Origin of the sequence: Desulfatibacillum alkenivorans DSM 16219, from assembly GCF_900142135.1 — a bacterium.
GTDB classification, from domain to species: Bacteria; Desulfobacterota; Desulfobacteria; order Desulfobacterales; family Desulfatibacillaceae; genus Desulfatibacillum; species Desulfatibacillum alkenivorans.
This window is the reverse complement of the sequence record NZ_FQZU01000064.1, coordinates 1-21,242: the sequence shown is the minus strand read 5'-3', so window position 1 is coordinate 21,242 and position 21,242 is coordinate 1. Positions and strand designations below refer to the sequence as shown.

At 54.0% G+C, this 21,242-nt stretch carries 19 protein-coding genes; 8 read left to right on the top strand and 11 right to left on the bottom strand.

Annotated elements, in window-relative coordinates; genetic code table 11:
- Positions 1–566: 566 nt before the first annotated feature.
- Both BUE18_RS26080 and BUE18_RS26075 read left to right on the top strand, forming a co-directional pair.
- Positions 567–2,228: an acyl-CoA synthetase gene (locus BUE18_RS26080; RefSeq protein ID WP_073479074.1), complete on the top strand. Its 1,662-nt coding sequence runs from the start codon at positions 567–569 to the stop codon at positions 2,226–2,228.
- A 317-nt stretch (positions 2,229–2,545) separates the two neighbouring features.
- Complete coding sequence (locus BUE18_RS26075) at positions 2,546–3,466, top strand: hypothetical protein (protein ID WP_073479073.1); 921 nt, start codon at positions 2,546–2,548, stop codon at positions 3,464–3,466.
- Between the two features lie 422 nt (positions 3,467–3,888).
- On the opposite strand, the gene BUE18_RS26070 is transcribed toward BUE18_RS26075, so the two are convergent.
- Complete coding sequence (locus BUE18_RS26070; protein ID WP_211482847.1) at positions 3,889–4,671, bottom strand: ATP-binding protein; 783 nt, start codon at positions 4,669–4,671, stop codon at positions 3,889–3,891.
- A 231-nt stretch (positions 4,672–4,902) separates the two neighbouring features.
- Between BUE18_RS26070 and BUE18_RS28665 the strand changes: the two genes are divergently transcribed.
- From BUE18_RS28665 to BUE18_RS26040, 5 genes are all read left to right on the top strand, one after another.
- The gene (locus BUE18_RS28665) at positions 4,903–5,670 is read left to right on the top strand and encodes an OS_HP2 family (seleno)protein (RefSeq protein WP_268815353.1); all 768 of its coding nucleotides are present in this window, start codon (positions 4,903–4,905) and stop codon (positions 5,668–5,670) included.
- Between the two features lie 189 nt (positions 5,671–5,859).
- Positions 5,860–6,633 carry a DUF1573 domain-containing protein gene (locus BUE18_RS26055; protein ID WP_073479070.1) on the top strand — a complete coding sequence of 258 codons (774 nt, stop codon included), beginning with the start codon at positions 5,860–5,862 and terminating at the stop codon, positions 6,631–6,633.
- 1 nt (position 6,634) lies between these two features.
- The gene (locus BUE18_RS26050; protein ID WP_073479069.1) at positions 6,635–7,279 is read left to right on the top strand and encodes an HAD family hydrolase; all 645 of its coding nucleotides are present in this window, start codon (positions 6,635–6,637) and stop codon (positions 7,277–7,279) included.
- 92 nt (positions 7,280–7,371) lie between these two features.
- Positions 7,372–9,384, top strand: a complete 2,013-nt coding sequence (locus tag BUE18_RS26045) for a penicillin-binding protein activator (protein WP_170868474.1) — start codon at positions 7,372–7,374, stop codon at positions 9,382–9,384.
- Between the two features lies 1 nt (position 9,385).
- Positions 9,386–10,714, top strand: coding sequence for a 3-deoxy-D-manno-octulosonic acid transferase (locus BUE18_RS26040; RefSeq protein ID WP_170868473.1), 1,329 nt, complete (start codon positions 9,386–9,388; stop codon positions 10,712–10,714).
- On the opposite strand, the gene BUE18_RS26035 is transcribed toward BUE18_RS26040, so the two are convergent.
- Together BUE18_RS26035 and BUE18_RS28845 are read right to left on the bottom strand one after the other, a co-directional pair.
- Positions 10,704–12,290 carry a hypothetical protein gene (locus tag BUE18_RS26035; protein WP_073479066.1) on the bottom strand — a complete coding sequence of 529 codons (1,587 nt, stop codon included), beginning with the start codon at positions 12,288–12,290 and terminating at the stop codon, positions 10,704–10,706. The two genes, BUE18_RS26040 and BUE18_RS26035, sit on opposite strands and share 11 nt — an antisense overlap.
- 49 nt (positions 12,291–12,339) lie before the next feature.
- Positions 12,340–12,576, bottom strand: coding sequence for a nucleotidyl cyclase domain-containing protein (locus BUE18_RS28845; protein WP_139264956.1), 237 nt, complete (start codon positions 12,574–12,576; stop codon positions 12,340–12,342).
- A gap of 234 nt (positions 12,577–12,810) precedes the next feature.
- On the opposite strand from BUE18_RS28845, the gene ybaK reads away from it, so the two are divergent.
- The gene (gene ybaK, locus BUE18_RS26025) at positions 12,811–13,272 is read left to right on the top strand and encodes a Cys-tRNA(Pro) deacylase (RefSeq protein WP_244549383.1); all 462 of its coding nucleotides are present in this window, start codon (positions 12,811–12,813) and stop codon (positions 13,270–13,272) included.
- A gap of 5 nt (positions 13,273–13,277) precedes the next feature.
- Here ybaK and BUE18_RS26020 read toward each other — a convergent pair whose 3' ends face one another.
- The 8 genes from BUE18_RS26020 to BUE18_RS25985 all read right to left on the bottom strand — a co-directional run.
- Positions 13,278–14,702 carry a DegQ family serine endoprotease gene (locus tag BUE18_RS26020; protein ID WP_073479064.1) on the bottom strand — a complete coding sequence of 475 codons (1,425 nt, stop codon included), beginning with the start codon at positions 14,700–14,702 and terminating at the stop codon, positions 13,278–13,280.
- A gap of 88 nt (positions 14,703–14,790) precedes the next feature.
- Positions 14,791–16,935, bottom strand: coding sequence for an AsmA family protein (locus tag BUE18_RS26015; protein ID WP_073479063.1), 2,145 nt, complete (start codon positions 16,933–16,935; stop codon positions 14,791–14,793).
- Between the two features lie 25 nt (positions 16,936–16,960).
- On the bottom strand, positions 16,961–17,695 hold the full coding sequence (locus BUE18_RS26010; RefSeq protein ID WP_073479062.1) for an MBL fold metallo-hydrolase: 735 nt from the start codon (positions 17,693–17,695) through the stop codon (positions 16,961–16,963).
- Positions 17,696–17,714: 19 nt separating this feature from the next.
- Positions 17,715–18,380: a Rossmann-fold NAD(P)-binding domain-containing protein gene (locus BUE18_RS26005; protein ID WP_073479061.1), complete on the bottom strand. Its 666-nt coding sequence runs from the start codon at positions 18,378–18,380 to the stop codon at positions 17,715–17,717.
- Between the two features lie 42 nt (positions 18,381–18,422).
- Positions 18,423–20,153 carry a 4-hydroxy-3-methylbut-2-enyl diphosphate reductase gene (gene ispH / locus BUE18_RS26000; protein ID WP_073479060.1) on the bottom strand — a complete coding sequence of 577 codons (1,731 nt, stop codon included), beginning with the start codon at positions 20,151–20,153 and terminating at the stop codon, positions 18,423–18,425.
- A gap of 24 nt (positions 20,154–20,177) precedes the next feature.
- The gene (locus BUE18_RS25995; protein WP_073479059.1) at positions 20,178–20,369 is read right to left on the bottom strand and encodes a CooT family nickel-binding protein; all 192 of its coding nucleotides are present in this window, start codon (positions 20,367–20,369) and stop codon (positions 20,178–20,180) included.
- 30 nt (positions 20,370–20,399) lie between these two features.
- Entirely contained in the window at positions 20,400–20,831 is a 432-nt protein-coding gene (locus BUE18_RS25990) for a DUF3842 family protein (protein ID WP_073479058.1), read from the bottom strand.
- A 163-nt stretch (positions 20,832–20,994) separates the two neighbouring features.
- The coding region (locus BUE18_RS25985; protein WP_139264952.1) for an ISAs1 family transposase at positions 20,995–21,242 on the bottom strand (248 nt) is incomplete at its 5' end.

Below are 21,242 nucleotides of genomic sequence, written 5' to 3'. Positions count from 1 at the left end.
GCTCCGCCTTTTCCAGCTTGGCCAGGATGGAGTCCGCCGTGCCCAGGTACTTTTGCCACTTGAGCTTGACCTTGCCGTCCACCCGGTGCGTTTCCCGGAGGTACCAGTAGGTTCTACCTTTAATGATTTTCTTGTATAAATGCGCCATATTGCATTGTGACAAATTAGGTTCTACATGTCAAGGCAAAAAGAAAGTATTCGTTAGAAAAATAACCGGTTGAATCAATGTATTGAAAGATTGGGGATAGGTTCTACAAGGGGGAGGGTTCAACGGATTGATTTTATTAAAAATAGCAGTTCATATTCCATTTAGCTCTGAAAGTCCTGTTGGATATTCAGAAGTTTTAAAAATATTTTTGCCAAGAAGAAAAAAATGGTTTATCACAATACATAACGGCTAATACAGGTGAAAGTCGTTAACCGGGCGGCGGTTTCCAGCCCGGGCTGCACTTCTTTATTTGCAAATTCAGCAATACATTCAATTTTTACCCCAAAATTCAACCAAGACGCTTTGGTTTTTCCTACTCAACCCTGTAACTTTCCAAGACCTGATGAAGGGGGGCGCGATGACCGACAATTTGTACAAACCCATGACGGCAGAGGACAAACTGCGCTACAACACGCTGAACAAAGAAAACGTGGACTTTCTCATGGAGCGGTACAACCGGGTCAACCGCTTGGTGATCGCAGACATGATCCGGCGCAGTGCGTACCATTACCCGGACAAGGCCGCCGTGGTTTTCGGCGATAAGACGCTGACCTACGCGCAATTGGAAGAGGCCGCCAACCGCACGGCCAACGCCCTGGCCGGCCTGGGGGTGAAAAAATACGACCGGGTGGCCATCCTGGCTCACAACACCATCCACCATGTTCTCACCTGGCTGGGATGCTGCAAAATCGGCGCGGTCTACCTGGCCATCAATTATCTTTTAAAGGGCAAGGACGTGACCTATTGCATCGACCATTCGGAATCCAAGGTCTTTATCGTGGAAGACGCCCTCTACCCCCTGGTGGAGGACGTTATGGACGACATGAAGACGGTGGAAAACTTTATCTGGTCGGACGACTTCGCCGGACAAGGGCCTCCCAGCGACCGGTTCAAGGATTTTAAATCCTGGTACAGCGCCTATCCCGCAACCGAGCCGGACGTGATTTTGCGAATCGAAGATCCCTGCCAGATGACCTATACCAGCGGCACCGAATCCCTGCCCAAGGGCGTGATTATCTCCAACCAGGCCCTGATCGCCCAATACATGGGCGCCATCATCGACGGCAGGTACGATACCAACGACATCAACGTAAACGCCCTGCCCATCTACCATTGCGCCGCGCGGGACGTTTTTATGAATCCCGTTTTCTGGGTGGGCGGCACCAACGTGCTCATGGCCCCGGACCTGGGCGAAGTGCTTGCAACCATCGACAAATACCGGGCCACCATGTTCTTCGCTCCGCCCACGGTCTGGATCGGACTTTTACGGCACCCGGATTTTGACAAGTACGACCTCTCCTGCCTGACCAAATGCTATTACGGCGCTTCCATCATGCCGGTGGAGGTGTTGAAGGAAATCCTGGAGCGCTTCCCCGGCGCCGGAGTATACAACTATTACGGCCAGACCGAGCTGGCGCCCTACCACACCGTTCTCAAGGCGGAGGACGCCATGGGCAAACTGGGATCGGCCGGCATGGCGGGTCTGAACATGGAAAGCCGGCTGGAAGACGAGTTCGGAAAGCCCGTCACGGAATTGGGCGCCCCCGGCGAAATCTGCGGCAAAGGCCCCCACGCCATGATCATGTATTTCAAGGAGCCGGAAAAGACGGAAGACGCCATGAAGGGCGGCTGGTTCCATTCCGGAGACATCGGCGTTCTGGACGAAGATCGCTATATTTCTGTGGTGGACCGGAAAAAAGACATGATCAAGACCGGAGGCGAAAACGTGTCCACCCGGGAAGTGGAGGAAGTGGTCTACCTGGACAAACGGGTGGAGGAAGTGGCCGTCATCGGCGTGGAGCACGCCAAATGGGTGGAGGCGGTCACGGCCGTAGTGGTCCCCCGGGCCGGCGAAACCATCGCCGAGGACGAAATCATGGATCTTTGCAAGGAGCACCTGGCGCCCTTTAAGACGCCCAAAAGGGTGATCATCGTGGACGCCCTGCCCAAGACGCCCACCGGCAAAATCCTGAAACGCGACATGCGCCAGCAATACAAGGACATCTTTAAAGGGGCATAACAACACATAGAACCCAATGGGGGCGTCCATGAAATGTTTCGTGGACGCCCTATCTTTTTTAACCGCGGAAGGCGCGGAAATCAGGGAATTGAATTCTAAAGAGCCCGCCCTCTACAAAATTCATCATTACCCTAACACTATTTTAGGTTAAAATAACGTTTTTTAATATATATTCCAACGTAACAGACCTTGATTATTAGGAAGCATTTGGATATTATGACGGCGCTGTTGCCGAAAACTTATTGCTGCAACGTATTGGCGCAAAATAAAAAGCGTCAAATATAGAAATTCCGCCGTACCAAGAAAGCCGTGCCATCATGCTGCATTTGTTTACAAGTTTGTATGAAAAAATGTTCCTCCCGGCCGTTTTGGCCGTGTTTGTCCTGCCTCTTAACGCAGCGAAGGCCGCAAGTCAGGGCCCTGCGGGAGACGCCCTGCAAACCGTGTTTCGGGATGGGGCGCCGGGGTTCAACTCTTTTTCCGGGCTTTATTTACAAATGACCTTGGCTATTGTCGCGCTGTCCGTTGTGCTGAAGGTTTTTCGCACCATTCAGGAACGGCGGAATAACGAGCCATTGGAAGGGATGCTCCACGTCGCCAACTGGGCGACCATTCTTTTGCTTTCGTCCCTGGAGCTGTTTTACGCCCTGGCCATGGGCAAAGACGCCGCGTGGTTTTGCAACCCCTACAAGGCGGGCTGGTTGTGGTTCATACCCGGCTTTGTGATTTTCGCCTGGGTCGTATACAATCAACTCATGTGCCTGGCGAATATTTTAGCGGACTTGCAGCATCATTCCCGGGCGGAATTTTCGTGGAAACCCGGCTTATACTCCTGGGCGGGAGGACTTGTATGCCTGGTTATCTGCCAGTTCTTCTATCAACCAGGGATGCCGGCGGTCATGGGCCTCATCCTTCTCGCCCAGCTTGTGCAGGCGGGCGTTATTTTCAAAAACGCGGCGTTTGCAGGCGGACTGGCGCAGGCGGTTATCTTCATCCTTGTGTATTTAATCGGAACCTTTGCCATGGCCTTTTTATTGATACATTTTTCAGCCATGCTGGTTTTTGCGGCCGTAGCAGCCATCGTGTTTATGGTTTTAGGCTCCGGCGACGGCAGCTACTCGACCCAAAAGCGGGAAAGACCAAAGGAAAAATGCCCCTATTGCGGCGCCTCCAAAAACATGGACGGAACCTATAACTGCACCTGCCTGTACGTCAGGCGCAAAGCCTTCAAGGACTGAGGGTCAATCAAGTCAAGGACGGTCGTTGATTGGTCTTCCTGGGAGACAGACTTTCGAAGGCGTAAAACCCGATCAGCAGCATTTTTGCTTATTGAGTTTTTGAAAGGATATCCCATGAAACAATGGCTTAAGATTCCCTTTGAGCGATCTAAACCGGTTTTTCCAGGCTCTTTCTGGAGAGAAATATTTAAAGCTCACGGCAATGATAATTTATAAATTGTTTTATTTTAAATAGTTAAAAGACAAGCCATGTATTAATACACGATTTTATGCACGCATGTATAAAACCATAACACACGTGCATAAATTAGTCTGGAGGTGTGTAGACGGCGCCGCGCCTTTCTCCTGTCTGCCTCACTAATTTCTTTTCTTTTAGCCTTTTTAAAAGCCTGCAAGCTTGATTCGGGTTCAAACGACACAGGTCAGCCGCCTCCTTTTATTTCGCCATGTTTTTCAATGTAACTTGGAACCATCTGTTCCTGCTGGATGGGCTCAAAACCAGCCTGCCGGATGTAATCCGCCTTTTGTCCAATTTTTCGATAAGCTTTTGCGTTTAACATGTATGTGCGCCCTCTTCCGGTCCCATGGGCCTCCACGAGTCCAGCCTCCACCAATTTTTCAAGAGCGGTGCGGATGGCCTGTTCTGACTTTTGGGTGTCAGGCGTCAGGTCTTTGGTTGCAAGCCGCCTTTCATGCTTTAATCGGGAAAGGATAATCAAGCTGTCTATGGGCATGGAGGAATCCGCCCGTTCTTCATGGCCCAAAATCATTTCCAGAAAAGACGTATCAGCGTCCGACTCATGCAGCATACGAACAACGGAAGTATTATCCGGCATTTCATAATCAGGCATCGGACGTCCATATCGAAGCATGCCCTCATAAAAACGATCAATGCCCCGGCCTGTGCGTTCGGCCGGCCCCACTAGCTTAACAATATCGGCAAGCAAAGGATTTCGTGAACGGGGAGCCGCCACTAACAAGTGTTTTAGCGCGATGCCCTCAACAAAACCGCGGGGGCTTGAAATGGACAGTCCATCATTATCAAGGCAAACATGCACTGCTCCAAGCCGCGAGTAGTCGCGATGAACCAATGCGTTAATAAAAGCCTCGCGTAAAGCGCGGCGATCATAGTTGGGAATGGGCGCCCGAAAAAAACAGGCCTGTATTTCCTGTTCAATGCCCCTGGCTTTAAATAGCACTTCCACAAAAAACAGGCTGAAAATTCTTCCATGGCCATCCTGGAGGGGGCGATGAGTCCGCCGGACTCCTAAAACAAGGGCTGAAGCGCCCTGAAATGTTCAAACCACCCCTCCGACAAATCCAATCGCGGATTTTGGGATCCTGCAGGCGGTTGACAAGCCGCAGGAATGCTCTTAAACTTAGTCCGGTCAGCAAAAGAGGAATATTGAAGCATGGCATCTCAGGAGATTCTCACAATGAAAGCAGCAGGTTTATTAACAAAAATCTTTGTCTGTGCAGCAATGGTATCTTTTCTGTGCGGCGCTCCCCTTTGGGCCGCGGAAGGAGAGGCGGATGTCCCCGCAGTCGGCCCCTCCATCACGTTCGCATCCACGGAATACCAGTTTGAATCGGTTCTGGAAGGCGACCTGATCACCCATCAATACATTTTTAAAAACACCGGAACCCAAAACCTGGAGATTAAGCAAGTCAAGGTCGGTTGAGGGTGCACAGCTACCTCGTTTACGAGGAGCACTTCCCCGGGCGGGGAAGGCAAAGTGGAAATCAGGGTCAACACCAAAGGTTATGCGGGAAGAACTCTGCATAAAACAATGCGGGTTATTACCAATGATCCAAAGAATCCGGAAGTCGTGTTAAAGGTTTCCGGTCCGGTGGCGGCGTTTGCTGACATCAAGCCCGCGACCATATCCCTTAGAGGGGATGCGGGCGAGGCAATTTCAGGACAGGCCGTCATCAAATCCTTGGATAAATACCCCTTTGATATTGTGAGGACGACGGCCACGGCGAACGCCAGGTTCACCTATGAATTGGAAAAATCGGACAAAGAAGGCGAAACCGGCTGGATTTTAAAGGTGACGGATCCGGATCCGCAAGGACGCTATACCGGAACGGTGTATCTCCATACGGATAACAAGATTCGGCCTCAGCTGGAGGTCAGGGTGTACGGCAACTTTTTCGAAAGAAAGCTACCCCAGGCTAAGTCGGCGCCGCCGCCGAAAAACTGACCTTGGAGAATGCAACTCCATGATTCGGCCGCCCAAAACCAGGCAGCCCTCCATATGTGCAGCCCGCCTCCCGACGCGCCAAACCGGCCGGCGCGCCGGGTTGACAAGCGGGACCATTGTTTTTTAAAGTGTCCTGCGGGCGCATCAGGCGCGAATTTTTAGCAAGGCTGGCTCTTGGAGGCCTTTGGCATGGAAGTGAAAAGAGTTTTTTGTCGAATTAGCGTTTTTGTTGCGTTGCTGACCCTGGTTTGCATCCCCCCGGCCGCGGCCGCTGATGCATCGCGCTTTGCGGCGGACGGCCCCGCCATTGCATTTGATGCGACCTCGTTTGATTTTGAAAAAGCCCTGGACAGCGACTTGGTCACCCATAAGTTCTTTTTCACCAATACAGGAAACAGCGTTCTTGAGATCAACCAGGTGAAAGTCACTTGCGGATGCACCACAACGTCCTATACACGGCGCACTGATCCCGGGGAAAAGGGAAGCGTGGAAATACGGGTCAATACGCGAGGGTACGGCGGATCTACGATGCGCAAGGTAGTTTACGTCATGAGCAACGCCCCGGCCAATCCCAAGGTTCCCCTGAAAATCTCCGGGAAGGTCATCCGCTTCGCCAAGATTTCGCCCTTAAGCGTTAGTTTAAACAAAGAGAGCATACAGGAGGCCGGCGCCGTCGGCTCCGTGAAAATTGTCCCCATAGAAGAGTATCCGTTTAAAATCACGGACCTTTCGGCGTCAAAGAACGCCAGGTTTTCATACAAACTGGAAGACTACGCTCACGGCAGCCAAAAAGGCTGGACTCTGACCGTCACCGATCCCAAACCCGAAGGCCGATACATGGGCTCCGTTTATGTGCATACGGACAGCCCCGTCAGACCCAAGCTGGAGGTTCGCGTCTACGGCAATTTTACCGATAAAAAACCCTTCGTAATTAAGCGGATGGAGCCTAAGGAACAGACTTGATTTGGAGAATGAAACAAACCCGTTAGGGAACGATATAAAAGCGGTTGTTTTTGATTGCGACGGCGTTATGTTCGATTCCGCCGAGGCTAATCGCCGATACTACGACGCCGTGCTGGCCCGGTTCGGAAAGCCTCCCATGGACGAGCAGGACTTCGCGTACGCCCATATGCATACGGCCTTTGAAACCCTGGAGCGCCTTTTCGGCTCCGGAGAAGGTCTGAAAAAAGCCCTCAAGGCGGCAAAGGACCTGACCTATTTTCCTTTTGTGCGGCTCATGCGCATGGAACCGTACCTGATGCACTTGCTTACCTGGCTGAAGCCCAACTATCACTTGGCCGTTGCAACCAACCGGACCAATACGATGGACGCCGTCATATCGGAGCACGGGCTGACGGGCTTTTTCGACCTGGTGGTGACGTCCATGGACGTCAAGGCCCCCAAGCCGGACCCGGGACAGCTTTACAAGATCATGGAAGCCTATTCCCTGTCCGGGGATCAGGTGGCGTACCTAGGAGACTCGGTGGTTGATGAACAGGCCGCCCGAACCGCCGGGGTAAAGTTTGTCGCTGTGGCCAACCCGAATCTCGAGGCGGACGTCCACATCAAGATGCTTGTGGAAATGGAAGACATTCTCGGCCGGCCATAAACCGGTTGGGCTGGACGGCCAGGGCCGGCTCATCAGGCCGCGCACGGCTGTAAACCTTTTTTCGGACTATAGATAGGGCTATGCAAGCAAAAATGGGAAACATAAAAAGGGCTGCCCGCCTCTGTTGTTTGTTGATAGCGGTCCTGCTGGCCGCAACGTCCTGCGGCGGCAAAAAAATCCTCCCCGGCAAGACCTCTTCATCTACTTCAGCCGCCCAAAGAGGGGATGAGCAGCTATTCGCCAAGGCCGAAAAAATGTATGCAGCCAAGCAATATGCTTATGCGGAGCGGCTTTATCAGGAGTACCTGACCAAGTATCCCAGAAGCGCCCTGGCGCCGGCAGCGTGGTTGCAGATCGCCCAGATGGCCGTGGATAATCAAAAATACGAAAAGGCGCGGGATGCTTACAGGAAGATCCTGGCCAAATACCCCGCCTCCGCCATGGTGACGGACGCCAGATGGGGAATCCTGAACACCTACTATAAGGAAGAGCGTTACGAAGCCCTTATCCCCATGCTCAGGCAGATGGCATCCTCCTCCAAGACCGCCGCCCAGGAAAGGGTCCGGGCTCTTTCTTTGCTCGGCGATGTCTATATGTCCTGGGGCGAGGCGGAAAAAGCCCTGGACTCCTACATGAAGGCCCATTCTCAAGCCCGGACCGGGGAAAAAGACCTCCTTTTCATGAAAATGGAAAAGGTCCTGGATCTTCTCAGTTTTTCCCAGGCTGAGACGATTTTGGGAACAAGCCGGGATTGCTCCGTCAAAGGCCTGCTGGCTTTAAAGCTGGCCCATCAGGAAATCGGGGGAGAGCAATGGACCCAAGCCCAGGAAACCCTGGAAAGACTGCTGGCCGATTGCCCGGACCAGCAAACGGCGGGGGAGGCCCAGGTGCTGCTGGATGACCTGAGGCAGATGGAGGGCTTCCAGCAAAGCGCCATCGGTGTTCTGCTTCCGCTTTCCGGGCCGTATGAACGTTTTGGCGCCCAGCTTCTTTCCGGCATCGAAATGGCGATCAGCCTTCACAACGTGACTAACCCAGGCCGCGCATACCGGATGGAAGTGCGGGACACTCAAGGCGACCCCATCATGGCGGCTCAGGGCTTTAGAGAGCTTGCAGAGCAAAACGTGTCCCTGGTCATCGGGCCCATGCTGGCCGCGGACGCCGTCATGGCGCCGGCGAAAGAGTTCGGCGTCCCGTCCATTGTTTTCACCCAAAAGCAATCCGTGACCGGGCAGGGCGGCTATCTGTTCAGAAATTACCTCACCTTGCCCATGCAAGCCAGGACCCTGGTGACCTACGCCCGCGAGACCTTGGGATTGAACCGTTTTGCGATCCTGTTCCCCAATGACGATTACGGCCGCGCCAACATGTCCATATTCTGGCAGGAAGTGGTTCGCCAGGGCGGCATGGTTACCGGCGTGGAATCCTACGAACCCAAGCAAACGGATTTTGCCGATCCCATCAAAAAACTGGTGGGCTTGTACTACGACCGCCCTGAGGTGGAGGAAGAAACGCCGGCCATCGAGGAAGAGCTTGACGAAGAGGCCGCCGCCAAAGAAGATGATGAGCCGGACCCCATCATTGATTTTGACGTGCTTTATATGCCCGACTCCCCCAGCGTGTCCGGCCTGGTCATGCCCCAATTGAAATTTCATGACGTCAATGGCGTGCTGCTTATGGGGCCCAACCTGTGGCACTCTCCTAAACTGATTGACATCGGCGGCGTTTACGCCAATGGGGCTGTTATGCCGGACATTTTCTTTAAACAAAGCCCGGATCCGAAAGTCAGGGAGTTCATTTCCCTTTACGAAGACACGTACGGAAGCAGTCCGGGATTTCTCGAGGCCCTCGGCTATGATTCCGCCAACCTGACCTTGGAGCTTATGAGTCAACCCCAGGTATACAGCAGGGAGTCTTTGCGTCAGGCGCTGTCGCAAGCGGATTTTCATGGCGTGACCGGAAGGACCTTCTTTGACGAGACCGGAGAAGTGGATAAAGACCTGTATCTGCTCAAGATTGAAAGAGGGCGGTTTGTCCAGGTTCCCAAACCGGAGCTTAAAAGCGTTTTTTCCATCACCGGAACACCCAACGAAAGGCCTTACTGACTTGCTTAAATCAGCGAGGCGGAAAGCAACCGCGGGGCGGCCTGTCAGCCAGTTGTATTCTTTGGCGACGGAAGGCCTTTTTATCTATGGCGCCCCCTTGTTCTGGGGCTACTCCAGGCTGGTTTCCAAAACGCCCAAGGATTTTTCCCAGCGGCTCGGGCTTTATCCGGGCTGCACCCGAGCGCAAGCCGAGGGCGCGCCGAAAATCTGGATACACGCGTCTTCCGTGGGGGAAGTCGGGGTCGCCAAGGCGGTCAGCGACGCCCTAAAAGCCATGGCGCCGGAAGCGGGCTTTGTTATCTCCGCAGGCACTCACTACGGGCGGGAGCGGGCTCGGGTCTTGTTTGGAGACAGCGCCGCCGCAGTCTACGCTCCGCTGGATTTCAAAGCCCCGGTTCAAAAAGCCCTGCGGTGGTTTAGGCCCGACGTCCTGGTTTTGCTGGAAACGGAGCTCTGGCCTCAATGGATCCTGCAGGCCGCGAACATGGGGATTCCCACCGTCATGGCCAACGGCCGCATATCCTCCCGCTCCATCAAATCCTATCTGCGTTTTAAATCCTTTTTTACCGAAATTCTTGGGGCTATGTCAGCCTTCTCCATGATAAGCCTGGATGATGCGCAACGCATCAAAGCCATGGGCGCGCCCCCCGGCAGGATCGCCGTCAATGGAAACGCCAAATACGACTTTTTGGCGGATCACGCCCGAAGCGCCTCGGACGCGCCGCTGCACAGCCTTCTGCCCCAGGGCTCAGGCCCGGTAATAGTGGCTGGCAGCACCCGGAACGGGGAAGAAGAAGCGATTCTCGACATGATGGTCCAGGTGCGGAAGAAACATCCGAACGCAACGCTCATCCTGGCGCCCAGGCACATAGAGCGAACCGCGGAAGCGGCTGCAATCATTCAGGGCAGGGGGCTGGCGCATGAAACCTTTTCCGCCCTCGAGGAGCGAGGGGCGCCTTTAAAGGCCCCCGTGCTGTTGGTGGACCGCATGGGATGTTTGCTGAATCTTTACAGCCTTGCGGACGTCGTGTTTTGCGGGGCCAGCCTGGTGGAGCTTGGCGGCCAGAACGTTTTAGAGCCCGCCTCCTGGGGCAAGCCCGTGCTGTACGGCCCTCATATGGATGATTTCGCCGAAGCCAGAGACCTGTTGGAAGCGGCGGGCGGAGGCCGCACGGTCCGGGATTGGGAGGATTTGACGAACCAGATGCTGAACCTCCTGAGCGATTCCCGTGCGGCAAAGGAAATGGGCGCCAGGGCCTTGTCCTGCATTCAGTCCCGGAGAGGCGCTGCAGCAAGGCATGCCGCCGTTATACGCCGCGTTATCGGCTAAGTTCGGATAGCTTCAACTCCGGCGGCGCGGGCAAAATCAAAAAAGCCCGTCCCTCCGGGAAGTCCATGACATGCTGCATTGTCAACAGCCCCTCATAGTCAGGGGATGTGAGCATGTCAAAGCGGATAAACGCGCAGGGCCTTCCCCACCCCAAGACCCCTTGGACGAAGATTTCTTTATTTCCATTTCCGTCTTTTGCTGGCGCCCACATGGCTTTCTTTCCATAAAGCCCGTACAAAAAAGGAGCAACATTGCTGTACACCGGGCAATCCTCGGGCAAGGAATCCAGCCAGCGGCATAAAGCCCGCCGCTCCTTTTGGCCGGGGGGGATCCGGCTATTATCCGGTTCTTCATAATTGAACAAGGACATCCCGGGGCCGGTTTTTGCCGTCGTTTGCAACTCTCCGGTTGTGCGGCCCCAAAAAGCCCCAACCCAAAAGCAAGCAAAGACAGCCAAGACCGCCCGGCTTACTGTAAAAGCCCCGCCGCCCCTGGCGGCGTAAAGAGCCGTGTCAATCAAAACCAGCGTCAGGTAATAAAAGGGCAATTGAATCACCGCGATAAACCGGTGGGGATTGTTGTCTACATCATACGAAAGCCATGCAGCGCATAAAATAAAAATCCAGTAAACGCCGAAACAGATCCCAACGACTCCGGCCATCGTTGTCAGGCTGTTTGTTTGCAAAACGCCGTTGAAACCATTTTTCCCTTTTTTCCACAACAAAATAACCGAAAGAATTCCCATGACCGCCAGAAAGAGCGTCAGAGCGACATTTCCCTGTCCGGGAAAGATCCATGAAGAGACAACCTGCTTGTGCGACTCCAATAAATCCGCCAGACGCCCCCCGCCTCCGGCTTTGAATCCGGCGAAGCGGTCGCTCACAGCAAAGTTTCTGGCCAGCCAGACTCCCAAAGGCAAATAGGCGGCCGTGCACAAGGCCGCGGCCATTTTGATGCGCTTGCCAAAGGAGGCATCCGCCAGTGCAAAGACTATAATGGCCGCTCCCGCAACGGGCAGCGCAATGCCAGCGTATCGCTGCAGGCAAAGCATCGAGGCGAAAAGGCATGTTAAAGCGAATCCGGCTGTTTTTTGGTTGGAGAGAAAAGATTGGAGGAAATAGACATAGGCCCCGCACAACAAAACAAATAAAGGCTCGGAATAGGCGCAGGTGGATAGATTGATGAGGGGAAGCGAAAGCAGGGCGGCCAGAGTTCCCCAAACCGTTAAAAGGGAGGATTTTAAATTTTTATGGAGAATATGATGGAATCCAAAGACGATAAGTCCGAAAACCAGGGCGTGAAGCCAGGGAAGGATATCCACCGGATCAAGTCCGAACAATCCGGGCGCTGCAAGAACCATTGGAAATAGCGGGGGCCAGTGGATGTAGGGCCGCCCGTCAAAGGCGTAAAATCCCCGGCCGTCTGCAAGGCTGCGGGCGCAGGCCGCATAAGACGCTCCATCCATGGTCAGGCCGATGCCGTAACCGGAAGTCATGGCAATGACGACGGCGAAACCGGCCGCTCCGGCGGCAAGACCGAAAATGGTTATAAGACGATTTTTTCCGACCCCTTCCATCTAACCCCCCCCAGGGACTTGCGTCTTGCCGATGCTACTGCCTCAAGGCCTAAGACAGAGTCAGGCAATTCCTTTCGGAATTCCTACTACAATACAAATTTTTGTCGGCTCGCGCAATGATGGATTCCGTATCGTCTTTCCGCCGGGCTGTGGTTTCTCCGATGGATGCGGTTGCCTGCAGGGTTCTTGCGCAAGGCGTATTGATCATGGCTGCTGCTGCAAGCCCTCTGATTCTTTCTCCAAGCCCTTTTAAATTAGCTGCATCAATGTTGCGGATGAGCCTAATGAACTCCCCTCAGCCCCATTGAAAATGCTGTTCCGCAAAGGGCGTTTTCCAATGCGGAATTGTTCAGCATGGTCATTTTGAAAATGAGTCTCGTATTGGGGCCTGGTTGAATTTCAGATCGGCAAATGGTATTCCAGAATCGGCGAACGGGCTGAGGGAAATGCGAATGGCTGGAAGACGAACCCAGTCGAATCATTGACAGGAAGAGAATTCATGGCAAAGAGCAAAGCCCCAATGACACAGGCAGTCAGAGAACTAAAAAGCCATAATGCCGAGTTTGAACTGCATCCCTATAAGTACGAGGATAAAGGCGGGGCAGCCGGCGCTGCTCAGGCCCTTGGGCTGGATGAGTATGAGGTGGTGAAAACCCTGGTCATGGAGGATGAGAACAAGCAGGCTTTGCTGGTGCTCATGCACGGGGACAAGGAGGTTTCCACCAAAGCCCTCGCCCGCGCCATTGGCGTCAAGGCCATTCAGCCCTGCGATCCTAAAAAGGCCAATGCTTTGACGGGCTATATGGTGGGCGGCATCTCGCCCTTTGGAACGAAAAAGAGGCTTCCGGTTTACGCGGAAGCCTCTATTATGGATTTGGAGCCGATTTATATCAATGCGGGAAAACGCGGCTTGTTAGCCTCCATTTCCCCCAAGGCTCTGGATGAAATCCTCAAGCCGACCTTGGTGCATGTGGCTTTATAAAACCTTTACTCCCACACTTTGACGGTGGCGAAGTGCGTGGAGCCTTGTCTTTCGATCAAAAACAGGACTGTGTCGCCCTTTTTGAACTTGGACAGAATCTTGTTCGCATCCGAAACGGTTTCCACTTCCTTCCCGTCCAGTTCAACAATCAGGTCGCCGGACCGTAAATCCGCTTCCGCGGCTGCGGAATACGGCGTGACTCTGGAAATCACCACTCCCGTAGACTTGGAAAGGCCGAGGCTGGAAGCGATTTCAGGCGTGACTTCCTGCAAAGCCAGGCCAATATCCGGCCCCTGCGCGTCTTCCTGGGAAGCCATCAGGCCTTTTTCATCTTCCTGCAGTTGGGCGATTTTAACCTCAATGGTCTTTTTCTTTCCCTTTCTAATAACCTCAACCTCTACGTTTTTCCCCACCGGGGTGGAAGCGACAACATAAGGAAGATCGCCCATTTCCTTGATGGGAGTTCCGTCAAAGGTAACCACAACATCGCCCCGCTCCATGCCGGCCTTTTCCGCCGGCCCGCCGGGGGTGACGCTGCTGACCAATGCGCCCTTGGTGTCTTCCAGGTCCAGGGCGTCCTTAAGCTCGGGAGTGATTCCTTGCACAAGCACCCCAAGCCAGCCGCGAATGACCTTGCCGTCCTTCAACTGGGGCAGGAGATCCTTGGCCATGTTGCTGGGGATGGCGAACCCGATGCCCACGCTGCCCCCGGAGCGGGAGTAGATGGCCGTATTGATCCCGACCACTTCCCCGTCCATGTTCAACAGGGGGCCGCCGCTGTTGCCGGGGTTGATGGACGCGTCGGTCTGGATGAAATTATCGTAAGCTCCGGCGCCGATCCTGCGGTATTTGGCGCTGCAGATGCCGGCTGTAACCGTGTTTCCCAGTCCGTAAGGGTTGCCGATGGCCATTACCCAATCGCCGACCTTCAGGGCTTCCGAATCGCCCAAGGGCAACGGTACGATAGCCTCTTCAGGCTCGATCTTGATAAGCGCGAGGTCGGTCTTGGGGTCCTTTCCTACGATTTGCGCGTCATATTCCTTGTCATTGGTCAGCTTGACCTTTATTTCGTCAGCGTCGTCAACCACATGGTAATTGGTTAAAATATAACCGTCCTTGTCGATAATGAATCCCGTGCCTAAGCCGCCCAAACGGCGATTGCCGGGCATTTTTTCGCCGAAATATTTTTCAAAAAAATCATGAAAAGGATCGTCCGGGCCAAAAGGCATGAGCTGCTTGCCTTTGACCACCTTCATTACGCTGATATTAACCACCGACGGACTGGCTTTTTCCACCAGATCGGAAAATGATTTGGGAAGGCCCCGGGACCAAGCCGGGCTGGGGGCGAGACTGGCGAAAAAGGCAAGGACGAAAAGGGTCGCAAGCGTTGCTGCGCCTGCTTTTGAGGAAAAAGTTGTTATAGATTTCATGGAAATACTCCTTCTGGTATACAGCCAGGTTTTAATTAACTTACTAACCCTAAGACATTATTTCAAAATGTCACGACCAGAGCCGAATTTATTGAGAAAACAAGTTTTTTAACCCCTTTCCCACTCCCTTGATTTCATTCACAACCGTATCCGCGGCTTTTTCAGCCGCCCCCTTTTCGCTCTCCTCGCCTTGGTACTTGGTTCCCTGCTCAGCCGCCTTGGCGGCGGACTCGCAAGGATTCTCGTCGGATTGGCCTGTGCTTAACAACGCAGCGGCTGCTCCGGCAGGCCCAAACAGCAATGCGCCTCCCACTCCCTTGCCCAAAGTCAAAACGGCTTTGGTACGGTCTAACACCAGCTTGGGCGACGCCAGCGTTCCTCCCAGCGCAAAGGGCTGGGCGAGTTCGGACATGCTGAAACTCACATCAATATTCACACCGGACAGCACGCCTTTTTTAGGCATGGGGTCCAAAGACATGTTAAGCCTTTCCGTGTCAAAGTCAATGGTTCCGTCTCCCACCACGCTCATGTATTCCGTGTCCATGACCATGACTTTGGTCTGCGCCTCTCCCTTGACGACGTTCAAACGGGCGATCAGGCAATTGACCTTGGTGTAATCCTTTTTCTCTGCAACCGGGTTGATCATGCGCAAAAATCCGGTGGCCATGTCCCCGCCCAACAGGTCCAGATATTTGTTTTGGAGTTGGCCGTCCTTGACCGACATGCTTAAAAATCCGTCAAGTCCGCCCATGATATCCCGAACCGAAGCCCCCCTTCCTGCAAAGTCAAGCTCCATGTCCAGGTTTCCCTTAAAGGCTTCCGTCACGCCAAGAAAACCCAAAAGCCCGCCTATATTCAACTGATCCAGGACGGCCTTGCCGGTAAGATCCAGATTTTTCCCCTTGGCGGCGGCCTTCAACGTCATGTCCAGCGTGCCTTCTCCGCCGGCGGCTTTCAAAGAGGATACGTCCAGCGTTCCGTTTTTCAGGGCAAAGGCCGCCAAAATACCGGTTAGGGCGAAATCCTGCAGTTGGACCGTCTCTATTTTGATGTCGCCCTTGGCGTCAGCCAAAAGCAAAAGGTCTGCGGGCAACGGATCGTTAGGAAGAACCCGGTCGGATTTCTTTTTTGGCTCAGCAGCAGGCTTGGACTTGGGCTTTTCCACTTTCTCGGATTTATCCGGCAGGAAAGGCCTGAGATCCAGCGTCTTGGACGTCAGGGAAAGGACGATATCAGGCCGCTTGCCCCCCATGTCCAGGGCGGCTTCGCCGGAAACGTCACTTTCCCCCAACTGTCCTTTCAGACCGCTGATTTTGAAGGCTTTGGGACCGGCGTCTGCAAGTTTGCCCGAAAGCGCATATTTTCCCAGGTCAGGCAAGGATGCGCCTGAAATGGCGTTCAAGTCCGCCAGGCTTTTACCTTCTACGCTGAAGGCCAGGGCGATTCCCGCCAGGCCGTTCAAGTCTTGGACGGCGCCTTCCACCGTGACAACAGCCCCGCCGGCCTTGGCGGTAATGTGTAACGGCCAGTCGGCCTTGGGGTTCATGGCGGCTTCAAGTCCGCCGGTTTCGCCGTTCACTTCAAAGGGCTGTCCGTTGTATGCGCCAGTAACTGAGAGCGTCAGTTTGTTTGCGCTGTCCAGGGAGGCCCTTACAAGGCTGAGAGCCAGTTCCTGGGAAGAACCGGATTGCCCATCCTTATACGTAAAGCGGGCGTCTTGAAGCACAAACTCATCAACGTCGATATTCAGCCCCTCGCCGGTTTGTCCTGATGACGGCTCCGTTGTTTCTTTCGGAGAAGATTCGGCGGAAGCGGCGGTTTTTTCAGCGTCGCCGAAGTCCAGGTTGGATTTTCCGTCTTTATTGGTTTCAATCAGGATTTCAGGCTTGATTAAGATGAGCCGCTTTATATTCACGGCGCCTCTAAGCAAGGGAAGGACCGCTACCTGAACTTCCAGGCGGTCTATGCTGGCCAGATTGGGCTGAGAGCCCCATTCCGCATTGGCGAAGGAGACGCTTTCCACGGAAAGCGCCGGAGAAAGGCCAATCTGCAGCTTCACGTCTCCCGCCAGGGTCAGTTTGCGTCCCGTGGCTTTTTGCACGTTCGTTTCAATGTCGGCTTTAAACTGGTTAAGGTCCAATGTGGATAATACGTAGGCTATTCCTCCCACGCAAAGAACCGCCAATGCTGCAATGATGCCTATGGTCCATTTGATCACGCGTCCCTTAGCCATAAATCATCCTCCTGGCTTGGCTTTATTATCCCAAATGCATAACGGCGTCCCACCTCTCAAATTCCGTCCTGGTGGAAAGGCCCTTATTCTCCATGAGCTTGACAAGGTCGGGCGCATTGAAGCGCAAATATGGATTCACCTTGGTTTCGTCTTCCAGAGTGGAAAAAACATGGGTGTAGTCGTACTTTTTCAAATAGTCGTCAAAATAGGGGTTGTCCGGCTCCAAGGTTCTGGCAAACGCAATGGAATCCTGAACATAATCATGGCCCGCATAAATGATGGTGTCTTTGGGCAGGGTCATCAGGCTTTTTATGGACTTGTAAAAGGCCTTGAAATTTCCTGAAAAACAGTTGCCCACCGTTCCGTTGAACAAGGTATCGCCGGAAATCAGATACCCCGGGCTGGTATATCCGGCGCCCTCCTCTTCATAGGGAGCTGCATAAAAGCAAAGGGAGTCATGGGTGTGTCCGGGCGTATGGTAAACCTGGATCACTTCTTTTCCCAGCTTGATAATCTCTTTTTGCCTGAGCGTATGATTGTCCAGAAAGGTCGCTTCCGTAGCGGATAGAATATCCTGGGCGCCCGTAACATGATCCGGGTGAGAGTGGGTGGTGGCCACATACACCAGTTCCAGAGCTTTTTCCTCCAGGCAGATCATGATGTCGCTGACAGCGCCCGGGTCGATGGCTATCGCTTTAAAGTCCGAAGAAAGAACATAGGCCAGATTATCAGGTCCGTATCTGAATTGATCAACTTGCATGGTGCGCTTCCTCTGGGCCTTAGGCTTCGTGCGCCAAGGCGCGGATTTCATGTGATTCAAAAATGCGGTTGTACTCCCTGCACTCCGCCGCCTGCCTGACGATTGCCATGGCTATGTCCGAGGCGTAAATCGCTTTGTATTTGGCCGGAACGGCAAAACTGAATATGCGGGAAAAAAATTTTCCGATCTCTTCTCCAAGGCGGAACTCCTCTCTGGCGCCCAAAATCAGGGACGGCCTGAAAACGCTGACGCAGGAGAACCCAAGGGCCATGACCGCCTGTTCCAGCTCGCCCTTGATCCGGTTGTAAAAAATGGACGAGCGTGGCGACGAGCCCATGGCCGAGACCAGCAAAAAATGCCCGGCGCCGTTTGCAAGCCCTGCTCGGGCCACTTCCAGGCAATAATTAAAATCCACCTTTTTAAAGGCTTCTTTGGAGCCGGCTTTTTTGATGGTGGTTCCCAGGGCGCAGACCACGCTGTCGCAAGGGCCGGCCTGCTCCAGGGTTTTGGGGGCGTCAAAATCCACGATGAATTGCTCGGCCTTGGAAAAATTTTCTATGCCGGAAACCGGTTTGCGCGTCATCACGTTGACTTTCCCGCAATAATCGGCCTCTTGAAGAAACTTCAGGCAATGGCTCCCCACGAGACCTGTGCCGCCAGCCAGCATGATTGTTTGTTTTTTCATTGGTGTTTCCTTCGTTTGGATGACGGCGCCGTTGGATTGCGGCTAAACAAGCGTCTGCCAGATAACGGCTATGGCTCCAGCCAGGACAAAATTGGTGTCCACCAGCAATTCGAGCCGATGGCCGGGATGAAGCTTGCCCTTGGCGAAGCTGTTGGTCACCAGCAGCGGAAAAATCGCGCAGGGCAACAGCCAAAAGGCAAGAGACGGCAGCCAGGACAGGACGCCCCCCAGAATCAGGACGCCTGCAAGGGCTATCAAAAGAACCCGGATCAGCTTCAGCGTTTTAGCAGGCCCGATCCAGGTTGCTATGGTTTCATACGATACCATGCGATCGATTTGCACGTCCAGCACATCAAAGATGGACGTGCGCGCCAATACCATGGCGGTTGCGAAAAAGATTACCAGAATCAGGCCAATATCCACCGGGGCTCCGTGGGAAAGAACGGGCAGCACGGCGGTGACGCCGGCCCAGGCCCCGGCGATAAAGATGGTCTTGGAGCCGGGTATGGAGCGCATTTTCTGGTATCTTCCAAAAAATCTCAGTTTTTCGGGCCAGATGGGGACATTGTAGCTGAGCCCTAACCCGGTGATGACTATCAGGGTCAAAAAGGACGCCCAGCCCAGTTCAAAGGCCACCACAAAACCCGGAGCGCCGCCGAAAATAGCCAGCGCAGCCAAGGGGATTTTGTGTTGATCGTAAAACCTGGCCCGGTCCGGATCGTTGTACCGCGCAGCGTTGCGGCCTATGAAATTGTTGGAGATATGCATGAGCAGGATGTACGACGCCGCTATGATGGGTGCGTTAAGCGACGGAGGCTGCCCCAACAGCAGCATGCATGCGAAACACAGGCAGCCCGCGCTGAATGCAAGGTACAGGTTGGTCTGGATCAGGAATCTGCGGACGGAATATCCCAGCCCGGCGCCGCTGCGCCCTAAAACGCCCGGATCGGCCACCGCCTGATGCACCCGTCGGATAATCCAGTTGGGCGTGGAAGCGCCCGCCGTTATCCCCACGTGCTCCATGTCCCTGAATTTCGTGACGTCCAGCTCTTTTTCCGTTTCCACATGAAAAGTGGGAACGCCCGATCCCGCGGCGATTTGCGCCAGCCTTTGGGTGTTGCCGCTGCTCTTGCCGCCCACGACCACCATGGCTTCCACCTGATGGGCCAGGCCCCGGGCCTCTTCCTGCCGCCGAGCCGTGGAATCGCATATGGTGTTAAAGTCTTTGATTTCGTTAAAACGTTCCCGGACCGCCTCCAGGATATTAAGATAAAGGATCTGGTCCTGGGTGGTTTGGGCGACCAGAACGGCTTTTTCGCCCTTGGGCAGGGCCAGGGCCTCCTCCCGGGAACGGACCACATAGGCCTGCCCCCTGGCGTGCCCCACCAGGCCCATGACCTCCGGGTGGTCAGCGTCCCCCACGATGATCGGGGTGTAGCCCTCGGCCTGGTATTTATCCAAAAGACGCTGGACCTTGATGACCCGCGGACAAGTGGCGTCAATGACCGTGAAACCCGCAGCCTCCAAACGGCCGCGCGTTTCAGGCGTGACTCCGTGGGCGCGAATCAGCACGGTGCCTTCGCCCTTTTCCGGAATATCCTCCAGAACCTCCACCCCTTTTTCCGCCAGCATGTGCATGACCTGGGGGTTGTGGATCAGGGGGCCGAAGGTGTAGACTGGTCCTTTTACCCGGTTGGCAGTGTCCAGGACCATTTCCACGGCCCGGCGCACTCCCATGCAAAACCCGGATGTCTTTGCTATGGTAATTTTCATGAAAAATGGCGTCCGGACGCCTAACTATCCGTTTTTCTGCAAATAAACCTTGTGGTCCACCAAAGAAAGAGAGTGGATGCTGGCTTTCACCAGTTTCTGGTCTCCAAAAATGCTGGTGAGCAGAATTCCCTCAGGCTCCGGAGTTACGGTGTCCACGGCTTCCATAATCAGTTGCTCTTCGCCGTCCTCAATGTAGTATGCATTTGCTTCACACATGGTAAGTCCTCGTAATTAAAGAAGTATCTCTTATGCGTCCTCCTGCGCGGAGGCGTCCTCTATTTTAAGATATTCATCAATCATGGCATCCACAAGTCTGGGAAGCGGAAGTTTTTGCACTCCCACCACTTCCACATTCTCCTGGGATAAGGGCAGGAGCAGCTTTTTCGCCGGGCTGGCGGCCACCGCCTCGGCCATTTTGGGAGTCACTTCCCCCATCATGGAGTGGGCCAGCACAATGCTGATAGGGCCTATGATCAGGTCCGCCTTGGCAGTGGTCCGGACAATGGCGTTCTCGCCCGAAGCCCCCCGGTTGGCCTTGGCTTTCAGCATTTGGGCCGTGGCTATGGCGTTGGTGCCCAAAGCCAGGATTACGGCGCTTTCCTCCAGGGTTTCTTTCAGCTTTTTAATGATAGCGGCGCCAATGCCCCCGCCCTGGCCGTCTATGACGCATATATTCATGGTTCCTCCAAGCCCGTGGATTTTCCGGCCGCCAAAACGCCCGGAAACAGCTTAACCGTAACTAACTACAATAACTCGGCCCGCAAAGCAAGGGCGGGAGAGGAATTTGACAGGGCCAACGCAAGTAAAGAATCCGCGTGTGGCGTTTCGTGTTCAGTGAATTTTACGAAAACACAACCTCTTGTAAATACTCAACGTCCATTGCCGCATTCAGCCTCTTGGTTTTTATACTTCCTTTAAAGGATTTGTCTTTTTTCAGCAAATTCAGGGCGATATGTCTTAGCGCCGCCAAGTTTTCAGGGGCGTGCCCAGCCCTGATCCGGCTTTCATCCTCCCGGAATGCAATGTCCAGGACCCAATGGACCGAATTTTCTATGCCCCAATGATTGCGAACGGCCTCCCCAAATTTCT

Excerpts from the sequence above, each read along its gene's own strand:
- BUE18_RS26080 (WP_073479074.1), top strand. The coding sequence starts at position 567 with ATGACCGACAATTTGTACAAACCCATGACGGCAGAGGACAAACTGCGC.
- BUE18_RS26075 (WP_073479073.1), top strand. The coding sequence starts at position 2,546 with ATGCTGCATTTGTTTACAAGTTTGTATGAAAAAATGTTCCTCCCGGCC.
- BUE18_RS26055 (WP_073479070.1), top strand. The coding sequence starts at position 5,860 with ATGGAAGTGAAAAGAGTTTTTTGTCGAATTAGCGTTTTTGTTGCGTTG.
- BUE18_RS26045 (WP_170868474.1), top strand. The coding sequence starts at position 7,372 with ATGGGAAACATAAAAAGGGCTGCCCGCCTCTGTTGTTTGTTGATAGCG.
- BUE18_RS26035 (WP_073479066.1), bottom strand. The coding sequence starts at position 12,290 with ATGGAAGGGGTCGGAAAAAATCGTCTTATAACCATTTTCGGTCTTGCC.
- ybaK (WP_244549383.1), top strand. The coding sequence starts at position 12,811 with ATGACACAGGCAGTCAGAGAACTAAAAAGCCATAATGCCGAGTTTGAA.
- BUE18_RS26020 (WP_073479064.1), bottom strand. The coding sequence starts at position 14,702 with ATGAAATCTATAACAACTTTTTCCTCAAAAGCAGGCGCAGCAACGCTT.
- BUE18_RS26015 (WP_073479063.1), bottom strand. The coding sequence starts at position 16,935 with ATGGCTAAGGGACGCGTGATCAAATGGACCATAGGCATCATTGCAGCA.
- BUE18_RS26010 (WP_073479062.1), bottom strand. The coding sequence starts at position 17,695 with ATGCAAGTTGATCAATTCAGATACGGACCTGATAATCTGGCCTATGTT.
- BUE18_RS26005 (WP_073479061.1), bottom strand. The coding sequence starts at position 18,380 with ATGAAAAAACAAACAATCATGCTGGCTGGCGGCACAGGTCTCGTGGGG.
- ispH (WP_073479060.1), bottom strand. The coding sequence starts at position 20,153 with ATGAAAATTACCATAGCAAAGACATCCGGGTTTTGCATGGGAGTGCGC.
- BUE18_RS25995 (WP_073479059.1), bottom strand. The coding sequence starts at position 20,369 with ATGTGTGAAGCAAATGCATACTACATTGAGGACGGCGAAGAGCAACTG.
- BUE18_RS25990 (WP_073479058.1), bottom strand. The coding sequence starts at position 20,831 with ATGAATATATGCGTCATAGACGGCCAGGGCGGGGGCATTGGCGCCGCT.